General features: G+C 58.3%; 17 protein-coding genes. 9 read left to right on the top strand and 8 right to left on the bottom strand.

Annotated elements, in window-relative coordinates; genetic code table 11:
• The first annotated feature begins 13 nt into the window (after positions 1-13).
• A complete protein-coding gene (locus OO25_RS05990; protein WP_040175212.1) occupies positions 14-1570 on the top strand; it encodes a substrate-binding domain-containing protein in 1557 nt (518 codons plus the stop codon).
• 4 nt (positions 1571-1574) lie between these two features.
• On the opposite strand, the gene radC is transcribed toward OO25_RS05990, so the two are convergent.
• From radC to dnaK, 3 genes are all read right to left on the bottom strand, one after another.
• Positions 1575-2339 carry a DNA repair protein RadC gene (gene radC / locus OO25_RS05985; protein WP_040178944.1) on the bottom strand — a complete coding sequence of 255 codons (765 nt, stop codon included), beginning with the start codon at positions 2337-2339 and terminating at the stop codon, positions 1575-1577.
• Positions 2340-2476: 137 nt separating this feature from the next.
• On the bottom strand, positions 2477-3640 hold the full coding sequence (gene dnaJ, locus OO25_RS05980; RefSeq protein ID WP_040175217.1) for a molecular chaperone DnaJ: 1164 nt from the start codon (positions 3638-3640) through the stop codon (positions 2477-2479).
• 76 nt (positions 3641-3716) lie between these two features.
• Complete coding sequence (dnaK, locus tag OO25_RS05975; protein WP_040178940.1) at positions 3717-5636, bottom strand: molecular chaperone DnaK; 1920 nt, start codon at positions 5634-5636, stop codon at positions 3717-3719.
• A gap of 212 nt (positions 5637-5848) precedes the next feature.
• Between dnaK and OO25_RS05970 the strand changes: the two genes are divergently transcribed.
• Complete coding sequence (locus OO25_RS05970; protein ID WP_040178935.1) at positions 5849-6451, top strand: alpha-ketoglutarate-dependent dioxygenase AlkB; 603 nt, start codon at positions 5849-5851, stop codon at positions 6449-6451.
• Positions 6452-6470: 19 nt separating this feature from the next.
• On the opposite strand, the gene OO25_RS05965 is transcribed toward OO25_RS05970, so the two are convergent.
• A complete protein-coding gene (locus OO25_RS05965) occupies positions 6471-7292 on the bottom strand; it encodes an ABC transporter permease (protein ID WP_040175224.1) in 822 nt (273 codons plus the stop codon).
• Positions 7293-7426: 134 nt separating this feature from the next.
• Here OO25_RS05965 and cysQ point away from each other — a divergent pair, with 134 nt between their 5' ends.
• From cysQ to OO25_RS05940, 5 genes are all read left to right on the top strand, one after another.
• A complete protein-coding gene (gene cysQ / locus OO25_RS05960) occupies positions 7427-8224 on the top strand; it encodes a 3'(2'),5'-bisphosphate nucleotidase CysQ (protein WP_040178933.1) in 798 nt (265 codons plus the stop codon).
• Positions 8224-9024, top strand: coding sequence for a 3-deoxy-manno-octulosonate cytidylyltransferase (locus tag OO25_RS05955; protein WP_040178930.1), 801 nt, complete (start codon positions 8224-8226; stop codon positions 9022-9024). Before cysQ ends, OO25_RS05955 begins: the two co-directional genes overlap by 1 nt.
• Positions 9025-9210: 186 nt before the next feature.
• Entirely contained in the window at positions 9211-10104 is an 894-nt protein-coding gene (galU, locus tag OO25_RS05950; RefSeq protein ID WP_040175230.1) for a UTP--glucose-1-phosphate uridylyltransferase GalU, read from the top strand.
• Positions 10105-10201: 97 nt separating this feature from the next.
• Positions 10202-11185 carry a UDP-glucose 4-epimerase GalE gene (gene galE / locus OO25_RS05945; protein ID WP_040179181.1) on the top strand — a complete coding sequence of 328 codons (984 nt, stop codon included), beginning with the start codon at positions 10202-10204 and terminating at the stop codon, positions 11183-11185.
• A gap of 1 nt (position 11186) precedes the next feature.
• Positions 11187-12248: a glycosyltransferase family 2 protein gene (locus OO25_RS05940; protein WP_040178927.1), complete on the top strand. Its 1062-nt coding sequence runs from the start codon at positions 11187-11189 to the stop codon at positions 12246-12248.
• A gap of 3 nt (positions 12249-12251) precedes the next feature.
• On the opposite strand, the gene OO25_RS05935 is transcribed toward OO25_RS05940, so the two are convergent.
• The 4 genes from OO25_RS05935 to OO25_RS05920 all read right to left on the bottom strand — a co-directional run bounded on the left by OO25_RS05935 (position 12252) and on the right by OO25_RS05920 (position 16272).
• Positions 12252-13067: an ABC transporter permease gene (locus OO25_RS05935; protein ID WP_014876330.1), complete on the bottom strand. Its 816-nt coding sequence runs from the start codon at positions 13065-13067 to the stop codon at positions 12252-12254.
• Positions 13064-13945: an ABC transporter permease subunit gene (locus tag OO25_RS05930; protein WP_040178925.1), complete on the bottom strand. Its 882-nt coding sequence runs from the start codon at positions 13943-13945 to the stop codon at positions 13064-13066. The genes OO25_RS05935 and OO25_RS05930 overlap by 4 nt, the downstream gene beginning before the upstream one ends.
• On the bottom strand, positions 13945-15072 hold the full coding sequence (locus OO25_RS05925) for an ABC transporter ATP-binding protein (protein ID WP_040175237.1): 1128 nt from the start codon (positions 15070-15072) through the stop codon (positions 13945-13947). Before OO25_RS05925 ends, OO25_RS05930 begins: the two co-directional genes overlap by 1 nt.
• Before the next feature lie 114 nt (positions 15073-15186).
• The gene (locus tag OO25_RS05920) at positions 15187-16272 is read right to left on the bottom strand and encodes a polyamine ABC transporter substrate-binding protein (protein WP_040178923.1); all 1086 of its coding nucleotides are present in this window, start codon (positions 16270-16272) and stop codon (positions 15187-15189) included.
• 141 nt (positions 16273-16413) lie between these two features.
• Here OO25_RS05920 and OO25_RS05915 point away from each other — a divergent pair, with 141 nt between their 5' ends.
• Complete coding sequence (locus OO25_RS05915; protein WP_175304803.1) at positions 16414-17100, top strand: GntR family transcriptional regulator; 687 nt, start codon at positions 16414-16416, stop codon at positions 17098-17100.
• A 65-nt stretch (positions 17101-17165) separates the two neighbouring features.
• On the top strand, positions 17166-18560 hold the full coding sequence (locus tag OO25_RS05910) for an aspartate aminotransferase family protein (RefSeq protein ID WP_040178919.1): 1395 nt from the start codon (positions 17166-17168) through the stop codon (positions 18558-18560).
• The last annotated feature ends 340 nt before the right edge of the window (positions 18561-18900 follow it).

Genomic DNA, 18900 nt, shown 5'->3' with positions numbered 1-18900 from the left:
TTCAGGATTTCTCATGGCTTTGTTTCGTGCGGCAATATGCGCCGCACTCTTTCTTGTCACCGGGATCCTGCCGCTGAAGGCGCAGGACGTGACACTTTCGTCGCCGGATGGAGCTGTTGAGATCACCGGGAATATTCTGGGGTTCGATGGCGAATTCTATCGCGTGGATACCAAATTTGGAGAGCTGACAGTCGACGGCTCCGGGGTGAGCTGCGAGGGGCCGGGCTGCCCCAGCCTGTCTGATTTCGTAGCAGAGATCAGCCTTTCGGGATCGTCGACCATGGCAGAGGTCCTTTTGCCGGCCCTGATCGAGGGGTTTGCGCTGCGAAACGGGTTTCAGACACGGCGCGATCCGATGCCTGACAATAATTTCGACTATGTCCTGCTGCGCGATACTGGCCGGGTTGCGGCAAGGTTCAGCTTCTTTGTCAGCAACACGGACGAAGGATTTGCCGACCTCCTCGCGAATGAGGCCGACATTGTCATGGCCTTGCGCGAGATCCGCAGCGCCGAGCGTGAGCGGGCCCGTGAGGCGGGGATGGGCGACATGACCGGCGCGCAGCGTAGCCGTGTTCTGGCGCTGGATGCGATGGTGCCTGTTGTGGCACCGGGCAATCCCGTCCGCTCAATCTCGGTTGCAGATCTGGCAGGGGTGTTGTCTGGCAACCTCAGCAATTGGTCGGAGCTGGGGGGGCCGAATGCGCCGATTTCACTGCATCTGCCGGTGGCAGGCTCCGGCCTGGCGCAGGCAATCTCGGACCGGTTGGAGGCGCCGAACATAGCGGCACTGGGGACCCGTCTGCGGCGCCATGATCGTGGCAGTACTCTGGTGCGTGTGGTTGCAACGGATCCCTTTGCGCTTGGGTTGGCCAGTTTTGCCGAGACATCGACTGCGCGGGTCCTGACCTTACGAGGTGCCTGCGGGTTTTCGCTGCGCGCCAACCGCCGTTCGATCAAGACCGAAGATTATCCGCTGACCGCGCCCATGTTTCTTTACCTGCCGTCCCGGCGGCTGCCCAAACTGGCGCGGGATTTCCTAAGCTATGTGCGTGGTCCCGGTGCGCAGATCGTGATTCGCAGGGCCGGCTTCGTCGATCAGGCGCCCGAGCGGATCTCCATGAACGTACAGGGCGACCGCCTGGCCAATGCGATCACGGCAGCGGGGTCGGAGGTGCCGCTGGAAGAGCTTCAGCGGCTTGTCTCTCGTTTGGATGGCTTACAGCGTCTGACCACATCTTTTCGGTTTGAGCCGGGCTCGACCCGCCCGGATGCGCAATCGCGGAGCAATATCACGCAACTTGCGCGTTCGCTTGAGGCGGGCGCCTATGATGCGCGGGAGCTGGTTTTTGTTGGCTTCTCTGACGGGGATGGACCGGCGAGTGGCAATAGAGCCATCGCCATGAAACGTGCAGAGGCGGTGCGTGATGCTGTGATTGCAGCTGCGGAAACCGCGAATTTGGAGCGCACAGAAATTGAGATTGCAGCATTCGGTGAAGCGCTGCCGATGGCCTGCGAGGATCAGCGGTGGGGGCGTCAGGTAAATCGCCGGGTTGAGGTCTGGGTGCGTTAGCCAGCTATAGGTACCCCGCCGACCGAAAGCTGAGTTCGCTGGATTTGCCGATGATCAGATGGTCATGCAGCACGATATCCAACGCGGCGAGGGCGCGGGCAACCCGGTCGGTCATTTCAATGTCGCTGGGCGATGGTGTCGGATCGCCTGATGGATGATTATGCACCAATATCAGGGCGCTGGCGCTGATCTCCAAGGCACGCTTTGCGATTTCGCGTGGGTAGACAGGCACATGGTCGACGGTGCCTTTGGCCTGTTCCTCGTCCGCAATCAATGTGTTCTTACGATCAAGATATAACACCCTGAATTGCTCGGTTTCGCGGTGGGCCATGACCGTATGGCAATAATCCAGCAATGCATCCCAAGAGGACAGGATGTGGCGTTGCAGGACCTTTGCACGGGCCATGCGATGGGCAGCGGCCTCCAGCACCTTAAGATCGGTGATCACTGCGTCGCCAACTCCTGCAACCTGTGCGAGCCGTTCGGGGGGCGCAGTGATCACACGGTTGAAATCCCCAAATCTGTCGAGCAACTGACGCGCTAGCGGTTTCACATCCCGGCGCGGGATTGAGCGGAACAGCACCAATTCCAGCAACTCGTAGTCCGGCATCGCTGCGGCACCCCCCGTCATGAACCGGTCCCGCAGTCGGGCGCGGTGATCCTTGATGTAGGAGGGGGGCGATGGTGATTTTGCGGTGGGCGCAGTGATTTTTGCACTGTCAGGAAACAGCGGCAGAGAGACGTCCTCGAATGCGGGCTCCTTGGGCATGTCGCAATGCTCGCGCCATCAGGGTTGCGAAAGGGTTAATCCGTCAGGCCAAAGCAGTCCGGTACCAAAAAACCATCAAAAAAAGCGCCCCTTTTGAGGGCGCTTTAACTTGGTCTAATGCTGTGAACGAGCTGGTCTCAGCCCTTCATCCCATCCCAGAAACTTTTGACTGAGGAGAAGAAACTCCGCGATTCCGGGTTGGTGTTGTCCTCGGAGAGATCCTCGAATTCCCGCAGCAGCTCTTTTTGCCGTGAGGTGAGGTTTACCGGGGTTTCTACCGCGAGTTCGATGAACATGTCACCGGTGACACCACCACGCAGCGCAGGCATACCCTTTCCGCGCAGGCGCATCTGGCGGCCAGATTGACTGCCTTCGGGGATCTGAACCCGCCCGCGACCACCGTCGATGGTGGGCACTTCGATCGCTCCGCCAAGGGCGGCCTTGGCCAAGGACACCGGAACGCGGCAATAAAGATTGTTGCCATCCCGCTCAAACAGATCATGCGCGGCCACCTCTACGAAGATGTAGAGATCACCGGGAGGGCCGCCACGCATGCCGGCCTCACCTTCGCCAGCAAGACGGATGCGGGTGCCGGTTTCCACGCCAGCCGGGATATTCACGGATAGGGAGCGATCTTTCTCGACGCGACCGTGGCCCTGACAGGATTTACAGGGATTCTTGATGATCTGGCCAAGGCCGGAACAGGTGGGGCAGGTGCGCTCCACCGTGAAGAAGCCCTGTTGCGCGCGCACTTTGCCCATGCCTGAGCAGGTCGGGCAGGTGGTTGGCTCCACGCCGCCCTCAGCGCCGGTGCCGTCGCAGGACCCGCATGCCACAGCAGTCGGCACGTTGATGGTTTTGTGCATTCCTGCAAAGGCATCCTCAAGCGAGATGCGCAGGTTGTAGCGCAGGTCGGAGCCGCGTGCGGCCCGTTGCCGTCCGCCACCCTGGCCGCCACGACCACCCATGAAGTCGCCGAACAGATCGTCGAATACATCAGAGAAGGCAGAGGAGAAATCACCGCCGCCAAAGCCCTGGCCGCCCTGGCCACCGCGCTGCCCACCGCCCATGCCATTTTCAAAGGCTGCGTGGCCGTAGCGGTCGTAGGCCGCTTTCTTTTCTGGGTCTTTCAGAACATCATAGGCCTCATTGGCCTCTTTGAACTGCCCTTCGGCTTCGGGATTATCCTTGTTCCGGTCAGGATGCAGCTCTTTGGCCTTCTTGCGAAAGCCTTTCTTGATTTCATCGGCGGTGGCCCCTTTGGACACCCCGAGAATGTCATAGTAATCTCGTTTGGACATCGGAATACCCTTCTTGCCGCAACGAAAGCGGGCCGGCCCGGAGTTCGGACCGGCCCGCTCTGGCCAAAATCAGACCTTAACGCTTGTTTTCGTCCAGATCTTCGAATTCGGCATCGACAATGTCATCATCACCGGGGCCTGCCGCGTCGTCTGCGGCGGTAGGTTCATCCGCAGCCTCTTCTTGGCTCGACTTGTAGATCGCCTCACCCAGCTTCATCGCAGCTTCGGTGACGTTCTGAACGCCGGATTTGATCTTCTCGGCGGTGGACTTCTCGTTTTCGAGATCGTCCTTCAGTGCCGCAATCGCCAGTTCGATCGCTTCGATAGTGGTCGGATCCACCTTGTCGGCGTGCTCTTCCATCGACTTTTCGGTGGAGTGGATCAGGCTTTCAGCCTGGTTCTTCGCTTCGATCAGCTCGCGGCGTTCCTTGTCCGCCTCGGCATTGTCCTCGGCATCCTTGACCATCTTTTCGATATCGTCGTCGGACAGACCACCGGAGGCCTGAATGGTGATATTCTGCTCTTTTCCGGTTGCCTTGTCCTTTGCACCGACAGAAACGATGCCGTTGGCGTCGATGTCAAAGGTGACTTCGATCTGCGGCATGCCACGCGGTGCGGGCGGGATGTCTTCGAGGTTGAACTGGCCGAGCATCTTGTTGTCAGCCGCCATCTCGCGCTCACCCTGGAACACACGAATGGTCACGGCATTCTGGTTGTCTTCCGCGGTGGAGAACACCTGGCTTTTCTTCGTCGGGATGGTCGTGTTGCGGTCGATCAGACGGGTGAACACACCGCCGAGGGTTTCGATGCCCAGCGACAGCGGGGTCACGTCGAGCAGAACAACGTCTTTCACGTCGCCCTGCAGAACGCCGGCCTGAATAGCGGCACCCATGGCAACAACCTCATCCGGGTTCACACCCTTGTGCGGCTCTTTACCGAAGAATTTGGTGACCTCTTCGATCACCTTGGGCATGCGGGTCATACCGCCAACCAGAACAACCTCGTCAACGTCAGATGCGGAGAGGCCCGCATCCTTCAGCGCAGCGGCACAAGGTTTCATGGAGGCTTTGATCAGATCGCCAACCAGGCTTTCCAGCTTCGCACGGGTCAGCTTCATGACCATGTGCAGCGGCTGGCCCGAGGACGGATCCATCGAGATGAACGGCTGGTTGATTTCGGTCTGGCTAGAGGAGGACAGCTCAATCTTGGCTTTTTCAGCGGCTTCTTTCAGACGCTGCAGGGCCATCTTGTCCTTGGTCAGATCGACGCCGTGCTCTTTCTTGAACTGCTCCGCCAGATAGTTGACGATACGCATGTCAAAGTCTTCACCACCGAGGAAGGTGTCACCGTTGGTGGATTTCACCTCGAACAGGCCGTCGTCGATTTCCAGGATGGTCACGTCGAAGGTACCGCCGCCAAGGTCATAGACCGCGATGGTTTGGGTTTCTTCTTTGTCCAGACCATAGGCCAGCGCGGCAGCTGTCGGCTCGTTGATGATGCGCAGCACTTCAAGGCCGGCAATTTTGCCTGCGTCCTTGGTGGCCTGACGCTGAGCGTCGTTGAAGTAGGCAGGCACGGTGATGACGGCCTGGGTCACTTCTTCGCCGAGATAGGATTCGGCGGTCTCTTTCATTTTGCCCAGGATGAAGGCGGAGATCTGCGACGGGGAGTATTTCTCACCCTTGGCTTCGACCCATGCGTCCCCATTGCCGCCGTTGATCACGGCGAAGGGCAGGTTTTTCTTGTCTTTGGCCAGATCGCTGTCGTCAAACCGGCGGCCAATCAGGCGCTTGACGCCAAAAACGGTGTTGTCCGGGTTGGTGACGGCCTGACGTTTGGCCGGTTGGCCCACCAGACGTTCATCGTCGGTGAAGGCTACGATCGACGGCGTGGTACGGGCGCCCTCAGCGTTTTCGATAACGCGAGGCTGCGAGCCGTCCATGATGGCCACACAGGAGTTGGTGGTCCCGAGGTCGATTCCGATAACTTTGCTCATGTTCGATCCCTTTTTACTTTCTAAGGCGATTACCCGAGGTCTGAACCCATTTTGGCATTCCAGCCCCGATTCAGTTGCGGTTTGGTCTGCACCTCACCGCTTCCCGGCGTATATAGGGAGCGCAAATGCCCCCTGCAACCGCCAGATCGCGTCCTGTTTCGCGAATTACAGCGGTTTTTGACAGGGGAGTGGTTAAGAACGGGCTAACAGTGATGATGAAGTTGCGATTGCGGGGGTTTGAGCTGACAAAACCCCTTCTGGATATGGACGGGCAGCAGCGGCTGATTGAGTGCCTGCGCCCGGTTCTGCGCGCCGCACCGCTGTTTTCGCCCGAGGTGCCCGGTGGCGGTAAGATGTCTGTGCGGATGACGTCAGCCGGGGCCTATGGCTGGGTCAGTGACCGGGACGGGTACCGGTATGAAGAGCGCCACCCGGCCGGGCAGCGCTGGCCTGAGATCCCAACAGAGATTCTGGACATCTGGCATGCGACGACCGGTTTAGAGCGGCGCCCTGATTGCTGTCTGATCAACTATTATGGCGAAGGGGCACGGATGGGCTTGCATCAGGACAAGGACGAGGCCGATTTCACCTATCCGGTGGTGTCAATCTCTCTTGGGGACGACGGTCTGCTGCGGATTGGCAATCAAACGCGCGGTGGCAAAACCGACACCGTCTGGCTGAATTCGGGCGATGTGGTCGTGATGGGCGGGGATGCCCGGCTGACTTATCACGGGGTGGACCGTATTCGGTTCAAATCCTCACGTCTGCTGCCAAAAGGGGGGCGGATCAATCTGACCCTGCGCGTGGTGACCTGAATGGTGGGCTATCCGTGGTCTAGCGCTTCGCTCCCCAACTGATCGAAGCACGGCGACGCGTGTAAAACTCCCCCATCAGGCCAATCATGATCAGTATCAGGGCGACCCAGCAGGCATATTGCCAATTGCTGAAATGCGGATTGTAGTTGATGAACACAAACCCGCGGGCCTGATCGATGCAGTGAAACAGCGGGTTCCAGTCAAACATCGAGAGCATGAAACTGGGCAGGGTATTGGCCAGAAACATCTTGCCCGAGGCGATCATATTGGCCCGCTGATAGATTGTGGAAATGATGCCCACGGTCCCTGGTGACCATGGTTTCATTACCAATAGGATCAGACCAACAGCCGCACCTGTAATCCACGATAGCAAGACCATACCAAAGGCCGCGATTGGCTCTTCAATTTCAATCGGGGTGAAAGCGACGTGATAAACAAACAGGATGATCAGCATCGACAGCACCTGAATGTAGAGAGAGCCGAGTGCTGCTGAAAGAATAGCAACGATGGTGTTCATCGGCGCATGTTGCATCATTGGGCTGCTCGGCCCCTCGGCGCCTGAGACAGCCGCGACAGCCTTGGTGTGGGTCAGAAACAGAAAGACGCCTGACATGACATAGAGCAGGAAATCACCACGAATGGCTGCGCCGCGCAGACCAAGCAATGAGAACATCAGATAAAAGACAACGACAAACATCACGGCCTGCGTCAAATTGAGGGCAAGCGCCATGAAGGCATTGTTATGCTTGGACCGCACACTGCGCGCCACGGAATGAAACACAACCTCGCCCATGGCGATGAGGCTGCTGAGGTGGGACCGTTTGTGGCGCTGCTCGAACATGAAGTTGCTTAGCCAGACCTGCTTTAGGTGAAACTCTGCTTATCGTTACCACGGAAATCTTGCTGTTCCCTTTCCCCGCGACCATAAGGGGGACAACTGCTGTAATCAACCAAACCCGGTCAGGGAGAGCGTTTGTGACATATGATGACCTTATTCCGGTGATCCGCCGATTGGCGATCGAAGCCGGAGAGAAGATCATGGAGATCTACAACTCGGATGAATTCGAGGTGAAGGTGAAGTCGGACGAAAGCCCGGTCACCGCCGCCGATGAGGCCGCAGATGCGCTGATCTCCGCCGGGCTTCGGGCGGCATTTCCGGATGTAATGCTGGTCACCGAAGAACAGGCCGACTCGCATAGCAAGAGCGGCGACACCTTTCTCATTGTTGACCCCTTGGATGGAACCAAGGAGTTTATCCATCGCCGCGGCGACTTCACCGTGAATATCGCGCTGGTCGAAAACGGCGTGCCGACTCGCGGTGTGGTCTATGCTCCGGCGCGGTCGCGAATGTTCTTCACATTGGCGGATGGCTCTGCGGTTGAGGAAACCGGTGCGTTTGATCCCGCCACGATGGGAGAGATCAAACCCATTCGCGTCGCAGATAGCGACAATGATGCGCTGATGGTGGTTGCCTCCAAATCGCACCGCGATCAGGCGACTGATGACTACATCAATAAATATGCAGTGAAAGACAGCAAAAGCGCAGGCTCGTCGTTGAAGTTCTGTCTGGTCGCCACCGGGGAAGCCGATCTGTACCCACGGGTTGGCCGCACCATGGAATGGGACACCGCAGCTGGTCATGCCGTTCTAGGGGGCGCCGGTGGTCAGGTGGTGCGTTTCGATGACCACAGCCCACTCACCTATGGCAAGGAAGGATACGCAAACCCCTTCTTTATTGCCTATGCGCCGGGTGTGGAGCTGAAGAAAGCCTGATGTCCGTTCTGATTGTCATCCCCGCCCGTTTCGCCTCCACACGGTATCCTGGCAAGCCGCTTGTTGCCTTGACCGGTGCCAGCGGAGAAAGCCAAACGCTGATTGAACGATCCTGGCGCGCTGCCATGGCCGTCAATGGTGTCGACCGTGTGGTGGTGGCCACCGATGATGAGCGGATTCACGACGCTGCGACAGGGTTTGGCGCTGAGGTGGTTATGACTTCCGAAAGCTGCGGCAACGGGACCGAGCGCTGTGCGGAGGCGTTGGCCAATCTTGGTGGTGGCTATGATATCGTTGTGAACCTGCAAGGGGATGCGCCGCTGACGCCGCATTGGTTTGTCGAAGATCTGATCTCGGGTCTGCGCGGTGCCCCTGACAAGGGGCTGGCAACACCGGTGTTGCGTTGCGATGGGGCGACGCTGAACAGCCTGCTGGCCGACCGTAAGGCCGGTCGCGTCGGAGGCACCACCGCTGTGTTCGGGCGGGATAACAACGCGCTCTACTTCTCAAAGGAAGTGGTGCCGTTCACCTCCACGACGTATGAGGCCGATCAGGACACCCCGGTGTTCCATCACGTCGGGGTCTATGCCTATCGGCCAGACGCGCTGAGTGCTTACCCAGGGTGGCCTGTCGGCCCCTTGGAGACGCTGGAGGGGCTGGAGCAGCTGCGTTTTCTGGAGAACGGGCGCAAGATCCTCTGCGTCGAGGTTGAGGCGCGCGGACGTGAATTCTGGGAGCTGAACAACCCCGAAGACGTGCCGTTGATTGAGGCGATGATGAAAAAGATGGGTCACAAATAGGCCTGAATTGTCGATAAAATGAAACATCTTATCGAAGGTCGTGAGCGAAACGTGACTGGGGGTATATTTTTTGAATTGCCTGCGGAATACTTGAGCCGGCCTTTCAAGGCAGGTTGTGTCACCAAATCGGCCACCACTGACGAACCGCATCAGAACGGTTTGGGAAATAGACAATGAGAGTGCGATATGCGTAGAAAAGTAACGAAGGCAATTTTTCCGGTGGCCGGTCTTGGAACGCGATTCCTGCCAGCCACCAAATCGGTTCCCAAGGAAATCATGACGCTGGTGGATCGTCCGCTGGTCCAATACGCCATCGATGAGGCGCGTGAAGCTGGGATCAAGGAATTCATCTTTGTCACCTCGCGTGGCAAAGGCGCGCTTGAGGACTATTTCGACCACTCGCCCATGCTCGAACAGGAGCTGCGCAAGAAGGGCAAGGACGACCTGCTGGATATCCTGAAGGCGACCAATATGGACTCCGGCGCGATTGCCTATATTCGTCAGCATCAGGCGCTGGGCCTTGGCCATGCAGTGTGGTGTGCGCGTCGCCTGATTGCGAATGAGCCCTTTGCGGTGATCCTGCCAGACGACGTGATCGCGGCGGAAACGCCCTGCCTCAAGCAGATGGTGGAAGCCTATGAAGAAACCGGCGGCAATATGGTTGCGGCCATGGAGGTTCCGCCGGAGCAGACATCCTCCTATGGCGTGCTGGATGTGCGCGATGACATGGGATCGGTCGTGTCCGTGAATGGCATGGTCGAAAAACCCAAATCTGAAGAGGCGCCATCCAATCTGGCGGTGATTGGCCGCTATATTCTGGCGCCTTCTGTGCTGCGCAATCTCAACAAGAAGAAGCAGGGCGCTGGCGGTGAGATCCAGCTGACTGATGCCATCGCGGAAGACATTGCCGCTGATGTTCCAGTCTATGGCTACCGGTTCCGTGGTCAGCGATTTGATTGCGGGTCCAAGGCGGGCTTCCTGCAGGCAACGGTTGCCTTCGCGCTGGCGCGCGAGGAGCTGCGTGATGATCTGATGTGCTATATCAATCAGATTGCCCAAGTCGATAAGGCGGCGCAATAAGACCTGCCACTTTGCTGCGATGGGCGAAGATTGGTGAGATGTGAATTTTGGGTGGCCGGGCAGCAACGTCCGGCCTTTTGATCAGGAAAACGCTGCTTTGACATATATTCTGGTGACCGGTGGGGCCGGCTATATCGGTTCCCACGCTTGCAAGGCGCTGCGCGCGGCTGGGTTCACACCTGTGACCTATGACAATCTGGTAACGGGCTGGCAGGATGCGGTGAAATTCGGCCCCTTCGAGAAGGGGGACCTGAGCGATCGCGCGCGACTGGACGAAGTATTTGCTAAGTATCAGCCTGCCGCGGTTATGCATTTCGCCGCCCTGAGTCAGGTGGGTGAAGCCATGAGTGAACCTGGCCGTTACTGGGCCAACAACGTAGGTGGCTCGCTGACACTGATTGAGGCCTCAGTGGCCGCCGGTTGCCTCGATTTCGTCTTTTCCTCCACCTGTGCCACCTACGGTGAGCACGACAATGTGGTGCTGGACGAAAGCACGCCGCAGGTGCCTTTGAATGCCTATGGTGCGTCCAAACGTGCGGTCGAGGATATCCTGCGTGACTTTGGCGCGTCGCACGGGCTGCGATCGGTGATTTTCCGGTATTTCAACGTGGCGGGTGCTGATCCGGAGGCTGAGGTGGGCGAGTTCCATCGCCCCGAGACCCACCTGGTGCCGCTGGTCCTGGATGCGATTGACGGCAAACGCGATGCGCTGACCATTTTCGGAACCGATTACGACACGCCAGATGGGACTTGCGTACGCGACTACGTCCATGTCTGCGATCTGGTTGATGCCCATGTTCTGGGTCTCAAATGGCTGAAAGACGGCAAGGGCAGCCAAGTCTTCAATCTGGGGACAGGCACCGGGTTTTCTGTGCGCGAAGTGATGGACAAGGCCGAAGCGACAACCGGAAAATCTGTGCCGCATTCCATCGGGCCGCGGCGTGCCGGGGATTGCACCAAACTGGTCTCGGGCTCTGTGCGGGCGGCAACGCTGCTGGGGTGGGAGCCGACCCGGTCCGACCTTGAGACGATGATTGCGGATGCCTGGGGCTGGCACAAAGCCGGCGCATACGAGCGCTAGGGTGACGGGGCCTGCTTTGGCTCCGGGCTCTGTGCCGCTGCCGGAGATTTCGCTGGCGGCGGCCTATCGATTGAGATGGCAGCGCCGTCGGCTTCTCTGGCGGGCATTTCGGTCACGCCACCAACTTCGCAGGGTGACGGATCATACCGCCATCCTGCCAGATAAGGCGCTGATCGCCATCACAGTGCTGCGGAACGAGGCGACCCGGATCCCCTTTTTCCTGCAATTTTACCGGGAGTTGGGTGTTGATCACTTCCTTATTGTCGACAACGACAGCGACGACGGGGGCGCGGAATATCTTGCCGCCCAGCCCGATGTCTCGCTCTGGCACACGACCGCCAGCTACCGCGATGCGCGATTTGGTCTGGATTGGGCGACCTGGCTGCAGATCCGCTATGGTCACCGTCGTTGGTGCCTGAGCGTTGACGCAGATGAATTGCTGGTGTTTGGCGGTGATGCGCAACACGGGCTGCGTGGCCTGACCCATTGGCTTGACCGTCAGGGCAGGATGGGCTTTGGCGCGCTGATGCTGGATCTTTTCCCCAAGGGGCCGCTGGGAAAGGTGAGTTATTCCCCAGGCGATGATCCCCGCACTGTGTTGCCGTGGCTTGATCCCGGCCCTTATCGTATTACGCGTCAGGCACCGCGCGGCAATCTGTGGGTGCAGGGCGGCACGCGGGACCGGGTGTTTTTCGCTGCTGAGCCGCAGCGGGCACCGACGTTGAACAAAATCCCGTTGATCAAATGGGATCGCCGCTACGCCTACACCAACTCCACCCATGCGGCGCTGCCGCGACGGCTCAATGCGCTCTATGATGGACCGAATGCTGTGCTGCCATCCGGGGTGCTTCTGCATAGCAAATTCCTGCCTGAGATCACGGAGAAGGCGCGGGTCGAAAAACAGCGCGGTCAGCATTTCGGTCAGCCGCATCAGTTCGAAGGTTACTATGATCAATTGGCGGCTGGCCCGGACCTCTGGCACGACAAGGCGTTGCGCTATGAGGGGCCGGATCAGCTTGAGGCGCTGGGGCTGGCCCGCGCCCCGGAGTGGGACGCGGACTGATGCTTAGCTGCGTTCGGCGTTTTGCTCATCGCGGCGCTGGCGTACCAGCTGGCGTTTGGTGACCAGCGAGGCAGTGACCACGCCGACGGTTACGATGGCGATCATGATCGTGGAAAGCGCGTTGATCTCCGGGCTAACCCCCAGCCGCACGGCTGAGAAAATCTTGATCGGCAGGGTCGTTGCGGCTGGACCGGAGGTGAATGACGCGATCACCAGATCGTCCAGCGACAGAGTGAAGGCCAAGAGCCAGCCAGAGATGACCGCAGGTGCGATGATCGGCAACGTCACAAGGCGGAATGCTTCAGCCGCGGAGCAGCCCAGATCCAGCGCGGCCTCTTCCAGCGATCGATCAAAGGTCACCAGCCGTGACGACACGACAACCGAGACGTAGCACATTGAAAATGTCGTATGTGCCAGCACGATGGTCATCACGCCGCGATCGAGACCGATGCCGATGAACAGAAGTAGAAGCGACAGGCCGGTGATCACCTCTGGCATAACCAGCGGCGCATAGATCATGCCGGAAAACAGCGTACGGCCCAAAAACCGCCCGCCGCGCACCAGAACATAGGCCGCCATGGTGCCCAGAACCGTCGCGATGGTCGAGGACATCACAGCCACCTTCAGCGTTACCCAGGCCGCATTCAGAAACGCCTCGTTCTGTAACAATTCACCATACCATTTGACGGAGAACCCCGCCCAGACGGTGACCAGTTTGCTTTCATTGAAGCTGAAGATGATCAGGATCACCATCGGGATATAAAGAAACGCAAACCCCAGTGTCAGCGAAACCGTGTTGAACCAGCTCAATCGGGTCATTGGTCCGCCTCCTGTTGTTTCTGCTGGTTGCGCTGGAACAGCACGATGGGCACGATCAGGATCAGCAGGAGCACAACCGCCACCGCTGATGCCACCGGCCAGTCACGGTTAGAGAAGAACTCTTCCCACAGCACTTTGCCAATCATCAGTGTATCAGATCCACCCAGCAGCGACGGGATCACGAATTCGCCCAGGGTCGGAATAAAGACGAGGAAACAGCCCGCGATGATACCTGCGCGGGACAGGGGAATAGTGACCAGCCAGAAGGCCTCCATGCGCGAGCACCCCAGATCTTCGGCGGCCTCAATGAGCGAACCATCCAACCGTTCCAGCGCAGAGTAAATTGGCAGGATCATGAACGGCAGATAAGTGTAGACGATGCCGATATAGACAGCTGTATTGGTGTTCAGGATCGTCAGCGGTGTATCAATCAGCCCGGCCCATATCAGGAATTGGTTCAAAAGGCCCTCGTTCGACAGGATTCCCATCCAGGCATAGACCCGGATCAGAAAGCTGGTCCAGAACGGCAGGATCACCAGCATCATCAGCGTCGGGCGCCATTCCGAAGGCGCGCGTGCCATGCCGTAGGCCATCGGATAGCCGACCAGTAACGTCAGAATTGTTGAGACGACCGCAATGCGCAGCGAGCTGAGGTAGGCTTTCCAGTAGAGATCATCTTCGGTCAGCCACGTGAAATTCTCAAAATCAAGATCCGCAAGGAAGGCGCCGATACCGGTGACCCAGTCGAACTGCGGCATATAGGGCGGGCGGGCAACGGCGGCATCCGACAGCGAGATTTTGAAGACGATTGCGAAGGGCACAAGAAACAGCGCCAATAGCCAGGCGTAGGGAATAGCGATCAGGATGAAGCGGCGCATCAGTTCGCCAGCAGAACACCGGCGGTGGCTGTCCAGGACAGCCAGACCGGGTCTTCCCAGGTAAAGGCGCGGCGTGCAATGCGGCGGGTATTGGCGGCCTGCGCCTTGATCACCGCGCCGGAGGGCAGCTCAACGTGATAGGTGGAGATATTGCCAAGGTAGGCGATATCGAGAATGCGCCCCTGCACCGTGTTGTCAGCCTCCGCCGGGCGCTCCGCGCTGATCGTGACTTTCTCCGGGCGGATCGCCAGATGGCAGTCCTGCCCATCGGAGAAGGATGCCTGACTTTTGACCGTGAGCGGGGCGGCGCCGTCTTTCCAGTTCACTGCGTATTGTTCGGGGCCGGTGGGGGTGGCTGTGCCGCCGATGATGTTCACATCGCCAATGAAATCCGCAACATACAGAGAATTTGGAGTCTCATAGATCCGGTCTGGCGTGGCCACCTGCACGATCCGGCCATTGTCCATCACCGCCACGCGGGAAGCGACAGTCATTGCCTCTTCCTGATCATGGGTGACAATGACAAATGTGGTGCCGGTTTTCTCCTGAATATCCATCAGTTCAAACTGGGTATCCTGGCGCAGTTTTTTGTCGAGCGCGCCGAGCGGTTCATCCAGCAGCAGCAGTTTCGGAGCTTTTGCCAGCGACCGGGCCAAGGCAACCCGCTGACGTTGGCCGCCGGAAATCTGGTGCGGTTTGCGGCGGGCGAATTTCTCAAGCCGGGTCAGTCGCAGCATTTCCTGCACCCGTTCGGCGATGTCATGCTTGGGCTTATTCTCGCGCTTCAGTCCAAAGGCGATATTGTCCCAGACGCTCAGATGCGGGAACAGCGCGTAGGACTGGAACATCATATTCACCAGCCGCTTATTCGGGGGGACCGGGGCAATGTCCTGACCTGACAGGAAAATCTTGCCTTCGGTTGGGGTCTCAAACCCGGCAAGCATCCGCATCATTGTCGTTTTGCCACAGCCCGAAGGGCCAAGTAGGGCAAAGAACTCTTTCTCATAAATCCCGAGCGTCAGATCATCGATGGCGGTGAACTCGCCAAAGCGTTTGGTGACGTTCTGGAATTGGATCAGGGGCTTGGCCTCCGGATCGTTCCAGGGTTCAAAAACAGGAATGGTCACGCGAGCCCCCAGTAATAGACACAGGTTGTGGAACGGGCACGGAACAGCTGCCGACGTCCCCAAAAGGTAAAACGCGGGGCACATACGATGCCCCGCGTGATCAGCAGTGCCGGATCAGGTCCCGGACTTGATCTTGGTCCACATGCGGGTGGCCTTGCGCTGTACCTTGGGCGGATAGGCTTCTTTGATGTAGAGGTTTTTCAGGGTCTCTTCGCTTGGGTAGATCGCGGGATCGCCGATCACATCTTCCTCAAGGAATTCCTGGCTCGCCTTGTTGCCATTGGCGTAATAGACGTAGTTCGACGCCGCCGCCATATTCTCGGCTTCCATGATGAAATTCAGGAACTTATGCGCACCCTCTGGGTTCGGTGCATCCACGGGGATTGCCATCTGGTCGAACCACATCAACGCGCCTTCCTTGGGGGCGTTGAAGACGATTTCGACGCCGTTGTCTGCCTCATCCGCCCGGTCACGCGCCTGTAGAATGTCGCCAGACCAGCCAAAGGCCACGCAGATATCGCCGTTTGCCAAGGCGTTGATGTATTCGGAGCTGTGGAATTTCTTCACATAAGGACGGATCGCCATCAGCACCGGCTCTGCCTTGGCCACCACATCGGGGTCCATGCTGTTGGGATCTTCGCCAATATACTTCAGCGCCGCTGGGATCATCTCATCAGGCGCATCCAGGAAGTAGACGCCACAATTGGCCAGTTTTTCCATGTTCTCCGGGTTGAACACCAGTTCAAGCGAGTCGATCGGTGCATCGGCCCCCAGCGCTTCCTCGACCTTGGCTGTGTTGGCGCCGATACCGGTGGTGCCCCACATGTAATTCACTGAATAGAGGTTGTCGGGGTCGTAACGGGCGGTGCGATCCTCGATCACATCCCACATATTGCCTGCGTTCGACAGTTTGCTCGCATCCAGTTTCTGAAACGCGCCGGCCTGGATCTGTCGCGCCAGGAAAGACCCGGTTGGGACAACCACGTCGTAGCCCGATCCGCCGGCCAGCATTTTGGTTTCCAACAGTTCGTTGCTGTCGAAGACGTCGTAAATAAGATCAATGCCGGTTTCGGTTTCGAATTTCTGCAGCAGGTCTTCGTCGATATAGTCGGACCAGTTGTAAACGCGAACTTCTTCGGCGACGGCGGCCGCACTGCTCAGCGCCACGATGGCGGTCAATGTCATCGTCTTGAGTGTCATGAGTATCTCCCTGTGCGTGCCGGTTTCCGTGCCCGGCTGGTAAGGATTTGATCAAGTTTTGCCTCATTCGGCAATACTGTTTATGTTTTCACCTGGGAAAACTTGGTGCAAGCTGCCCAAAATTTAGGAGGGATTCCGAAGGTGAACCTGAGCCAACCAGACGCATCATCCGTCAGTCAGCCGACCGCGAAACTGCCGGCGCATGAAACCGTCTATCAGACCCTGCGCGGGCAGATTCTGTTCGGCGATCTGGCCCCGGGACAGGCGGTGACCATCCAAGGCCTGGTCGAGTCGCTGGGGGCCGGCATGACGCCTGTACGAGAGGCGATCAGGCGGTTGATTTCAGACGGGGCGCTGGTGTTTCAGGGCAATCGGCGCGTCTCTGTCCCGATGCTGCGGGAAAGCGACCTTAGTGAGCTGATTTATGCAAGAAAAACAATTGAGTGTCAGCTTGCGCGATTGGCGACAGAACGGGTATCCCCAGCGGATATCGCCGCCTTGGAGGCGATAGACACAGCCTTGGACCAGGCGATCTCTGCAGGGGATGTGGCGGGTTATCTGGTGCAGAATTACCAATTCCACACGCGGCTTTATGCCCATGCCGACGCACCAATCCTCACAGATCTCGCGGATCGGCTCTGGCTGCGCTTTGGCCCGTCGCTGCGGGTGGTCTGCGGGCGGCTTGGCACCCAGAGCTTTCCTGATCGCCATAAAGACATTCTGGAAGCCCTACATCGCAAGGACGCAGATCTGGCCGCCCTGGCGATGGAGAGAGATGTAGCCCAGGGGATGGATCAGGTGCGACAGGGGCTCACACAGGCTGGCTGATTCGATTGACATGGTGGAATTTGATCATATTCTGAGGGCAATCTCTTCTTTCAGGAGTCTGTCCCATGACTGCGATTACAAATCACCTGCCCACAGCCGAGCTTCAGGCGCTGGACGCGGCCCATCACATGCATCCTTTCACCGCCAATGGCGAGCTGGCTGAAAAAGGTGCGCGGATCATCGCCCGCGCCCGTGGCGTCACGCTGACGGACAGCGAAGGGAATGAGATCCTGGATGCCATGGCCGGCCTTTGGTGTGTGAATATCGGCTATGGCCGTGACGAGCTGGCCGATGTCGCGGCGCGCCAGATGCGTGAGCTGCCGTATTACAACACCTTCTTTCAGACCACCCATGCGCCAGCTATCGCGCTGGCAGCGAAGATCGCTGAACTGGCGCCGGAGGGGCTGAACCATGTGTTCTTTGCCGGGTCAGGATCTGAGGCAAATGACACCAACATCCGCATGGTGCGCCACTACTGGGCGATGAAGGGAAAACCGACAAAATCGGTGATTATCAGCCGCAAAAACGGCTACCATGGTTCCTCTGTTGGCAGTGGCAGCCTCGGCGGTATGACGGCGATGCATGAACAGGGCGGCCTGCCGATCCCGGATATCCACCATATCAATCAGCCGAACTGGTGGGCCGAAGGTGGCGATATGTCGGCTGAAGACTTCGGTCTCGCTCGGGCGCAAGAGCTGGAGCAGGCAATTCTTGAACTGGGCGAAGATCGCGTTGCGGCGTTTATTGCCGAACCGGTGCAGGGTGCCGGCGGTGTGATTGTCCCCCCCGCAACCTATTGGCCGGAAATTCAGCGCATCTGTGACAAATACGAGATCCTGCTGATTGCAGATGAGGTGATCTGCGGGTTTGGGCGGACCGGAAATTGGTTTGGTAGCCAGACTGTGGGCATTCGTCCCGACATCATGACAATCGCCAAGGGGCTGTCCTCCGGCTATGCGCCGATTGGCGGCTCGATTGTCAGCGATGAGATCGCGTCGGTGATCGGGTCCGGCGAATTCAATCACGGATACACCTATTCGGGTCACCCGGTGGCGGCGGCTGTTGCACTCGAAAACCTGCGTATCCTGGAAGAGGAAGACATCGTTGGCCATGTGCGCGATGTGGCCGCGCCTTATCTCAAGAAAAAATGGGAGGCGCTGGCAGACCATCCGCTGGTGGGGGAGGCCAAGATTGTCGGCATGATGGGCTCTATCGCGCTAACCCCGAACAAGGAGACACGTGCGGCGTTTGCTGCTGAGGGTGGCACTGTCGGGTATATTTGCCGTGAACGTTGTTTCGCCAACAATCTGGTGATGCGCCATGTCGGTGACCGGATGATCATCTCGCCGCCGCTGGTCATCACGCCGGAAGAGATCGACACCCTCATCGCGCGGGCGCGTCAGTCCCTCGATGAATGCTATGCGGCCTTGCAGGATCAGGACATGCTGCACAGCGCCTGACATCAGGCTTGCCACCGAATGAAGAGGGTGCCAGTTCCAGCTTGGTACTGGCGCCCTTATTACGTTTGCGAATCCGTGCCGGGTGGTCAAATTCATTTCTTGAAGTGTTTCCGGTAACGATCGGGCACTATCAATCACGGCGTGTGGGAATAGATTTTCTATCTGATTTCCGCGCAGAATATTGTCGTTTTTCAGTGGTGGTTCGTCGTAAAACGTACCGTTTGTTGAACTGTCGGCCCTAAGGTAAACTGCAGAGATGATCCGGACGATCCGGTTGCGCACCGACACTCGGGTGTGCTTACATCGCGACAGAAGTGCAGAGCCAATCTGCCGAACCAAA

It is taken from the genome of Phaeobacter sp. S60, from assembly GCF_000826845.1.
GTDB classification, from domain to species: domain Bacteria; phylum Pseudomonadota; class Alphaproteobacteria; order Rhodobacterales; family Rhodobacteraceae; genus Phaeobacter; species Phaeobacter piscinae.
The sequence above is the reverse complement of the archived record's forward strand: the minus strand, read 5'-3'. Positions and strand labels throughout refer to the sequence as shown.